This window comes from Vibrio sp. 1F253, from assembly GCF_041439295.1.
Classification (GTDB): domain Bacteria; phylum Pseudomonadota; class Gammaproteobacteria; order Enterobacterales; family Vibrionaceae; genus Vibrio; species Vibrio tasmaniensis_A.
In genome coordinates, this window is the sequence record NZ_JBGONU010000120.1 from 1 (window position 1) to 2,516 (window position 2,516).

Below are 2,516 nucleotides of genomic sequence, written 5' to 3' on the forward strand. Positions count from 1 at the left end.
AGGGGACGTTTAAGTGCTCAGGGTTTTGTTTTGATGTGCGTTTTGGCGCTTAGGGGGTCACATGAAAGTGCGTTCTACAGTATCCGCTGACATATCCATGCACGTGATTTGGGTGAATTCGACCGACTTTGATTCCACCGTAAAGGCCGTCAAGGTTCATGAAATTTTGGTGAATGAGTTTGGGTATACCGACGCCTTAATACTAGAGCAAGGCAACCGAGGCAAGGGGGTGAGTATCAGTGTGTGTGACCTGACTACCACCATTAAACAGATGCGAGAAGACTACGGCTACGCAAAGAAAGCAGAAAGGACGATAGGAACAACCTCTGAGTATCGCACGTCGGCTAAGGCTTTACTCTCTTGTCTGTATGACGACTAAAGTCGGCAGATGCGTGACGGCTCAAATACTCATCAGATCATCAATCTGTCTGAATTTTGTTTCGATATTCCAACTGTTTGCGGTATTCAAGCGGTTCGTGTTTATAGACGAGCAACGCCCTGTTCGGTCTTGTCCTAAGTAGCCAAGGTTATCGAGTGGCGCAAGTCGAGTAACCAGCAGGGCGCTCTCTTGGTGGGGAAGGGACATTTCTACCTGAGCGACGTACTTTGGGTTGAGATATTGGCTTAGGCTGTCCTTTTGGCTTGTTGTCGCGACTTCCTTTAAACCGTCCCATTTGAGAACCCTCACGCAAGGGAGGCTTCGCCGCTGCGCGCCCTTGCGCTGCAGAACCTGCAACTGGGTACGGACAGTCAGACGCTCACCAAGACCGAAAGGAAATACCATGTCAGCACTTGTTCAATACTCAAATGTTTCGTTATTCACATCAGAAGAAAAGGGCACCCTTGACCAGGCCGCAAGCATTCTCAAATCCAAACTGTTTATTTCAGAACAAACGCCATTAACCTCGCCTGAATTGGTGAAATCGTTCTGCCAAACGTCCTTGGCCGCTTGTGAGTCTGAAGTGTTTGGGATTATCTTCCTCGATAATCAACATCGAGTGTTGCGCACCAAAGAGATGTTCTACGGTACCGTTAATGCCGCTTCGGTCTATCCGCGTGAAGTCGTGAAAGCGTCGCTGGCCGCGAACGCGAGTGCGGTTATTCTCTATCATAACCACCCAAGTGGCGACGCCACCCCAAGTCAAGCTGACCGACGCATTACCCGTCAACTGACGGATGCGTTGGCATTGGTTGATATCCGAGTACTGGACCACTTTGTGGTTTCATTTGAGTGTGTGGTGTCTTTTTCTGAGCGAGGCTGGATTTAAAAAAGCGGCTTATGGCCGCTGATTGAAACAGGGTAGGAGACTACCCTTTAACACATTTTTGGACAATTCCGAGTTGCGTCTTTTGCTAATATAGCAAAGCATGAATTATTAAAAGTATGGAAAAAGTCGCTTACGTGAGTGTCCAGTATCACTGGAGCAGATCATTTGTTATATTTTTTTACCTGAGAACAATGCAACACACCCTATAACTTCCACTTTTACATCAGTAAAGTGTTCATTTAACGATGTCACCAATGAGTCTAAATCATCGTTGTTATTACTAAATATGCCTTTCTTATTGTAAACACCCATCAATTTTTTAGCGAAAAAGTTCAGTTTCGTACCCTTACCTAAAATTGTACTACCAAACAAAACCCCACCTTCGTTCATATGGCTTTTTAAATGCTTAAACATAATGCCTTTACCAATTAAATTTCCAGGCAAACAATGAAGCAAATAATTAACACTAATTGAGTCAAATTTTTCGATACTTAATTCAAGAGGCTCAAGTACATCCCCACAGTAAACTTCAGGTTGAAAATGACTAATTGCTTTTGAGGTTGTATCAAGACTATTTTCATTCAAATCTAGCAAAGCGATACGTTTTGTTGTTTGTGGTAGGTAATTCTTAAGGTAATAACCTGAGCCAACGCCAACATCTAAGTGATTAGATGAAACTAACATTGAAAATTGCTCACTAATAAGTCTAGTTGGGCATTTCCAAAAATAGTTATTTGATACTCCTAAAACCCAGAAATCGTATATTGATAGTACTTTCTTCGAGTAAACCGCTTGTCCAGCAATTGAGGCTTCTTGATTCATTTTAATTTCATATAGTTATAAATTATTAAAGTGCAATTTATACTAAAAAGTGAAGATTGCAAATCATACCAGAGATAAAAAATATAACCTTTTAATAACGTGCCAGCACACATTGCTTCCGATTCAAGGCACGTTATCAATCAAAAACTTCCCTTTAGTTCTCTACTATTCAATAGCCTAGAAATAGTTGAACAACATATTCGTGCGTAACTGTGATTGAAGTTCAGTCTGTTGTGGATTATAAAATTTAGCTACATTGTTGGATCTCTAGGCATGAGGAAAAGTAAGGCAAGTTGCAGGGTTTGAAACTGAGTTCAATCCCTCTCTGGCTCACAATGGGGCAGAGGCGTGTTACAAACTTTAAGCTCCCCCTTTAAGCTCCCCCGTAATGACAAACTTCAGTAGATAGTTAGATTTCGGATAATC

At 42.2% G+C, this 2,516-nt stretch carries 4 protein-coding genes; 2 read left to right on the plus strand and 2 right to left on the minus strand.

Going from position 1 to position 2,516, the window contains the following annotated elements; all coding sequences use genetic code 11:
- The first annotated feature begins 61 nt into the window (after nt 1-61).
- The gene (locus ACED28_RS23030) at nt 62-379 is read left to right on the plus strand and encodes a hypothetical protein (RefSeq protein ID WP_371710839.1); all 318 of its coding nucleotides are present in this window, start codon (nt 62-64) and stop codon (nt 377-379) included.
- Nucleotides 380-400: 21 nt separating this feature from the next.
- Here the strand turns inward: ACED28_RS23030 and ACED28_RS23035 are convergent, their stop codons facing one another.
- A complete protein-coding gene (locus ACED28_RS23035; protein ID WP_371710840.1) occupies nt 401-688 on the minus strand; it encodes a hypothetical protein in 288 nt (95 codons plus the stop codon).
- A 94-nt stretch (nt 689-782) separates the two neighbouring features.
- Here ACED28_RS23035 and radC point away from each other — a divergent pair, with 94 nt between their 5' ends.
- Nucleotides 783-1,268, plus strand: a complete 486-nt coding sequence (gene radC / locus ACED28_RS23040; protein WP_017059566.1) for a DNA repair protein RadC — start codon at nt 783-785, stop codon at nt 1,266-1,268.
- A 168-nt stretch (nt 1,269-1,436) separates the two neighbouring features.
- Here the strand turns inward: radC and ACED28_RS23045 are convergent, their stop codons facing one another.
- Nucleotides 1,437-2,090 (minus strand): bifunctional 2-polyprenyl-6-hydroxyphenol methylase/3-demethylubiquinol 3-O-methyltransferase UbiG, encoded by a 654-nt coding sequence (locus ACED28_RS23045; RefSeq protein ID WP_048666178.1) that lies wholly within the window; start codon nt 2,088-2,090, stop codon nt 1,437-1,439.
- Nucleotides 2,091-2,516: the final 426 nt, after the last annotated feature.

Coding starts and splice junctions, on each gene's coding strand:
- ACED28_RS23045 (WP_048666178.1), bottom strand. CDS start 2,090: ATGAATCAAGAAGCCTCAATTGCTGGACAAGCGGTTTACTCGAAGAAA.
- radC (WP_017059566.1), top strand. CDS start 783: ATGTCAGCACTTGTTCAATACTCAAATGTTTCGTTATTCACATCAGAA.
- ACED28_RS23030 (WP_371710839.1), top strand. CDS start 62: ATGAAAGTGCGTTCTACAGTATCCGCTGACATATCCATGCACGTGATT.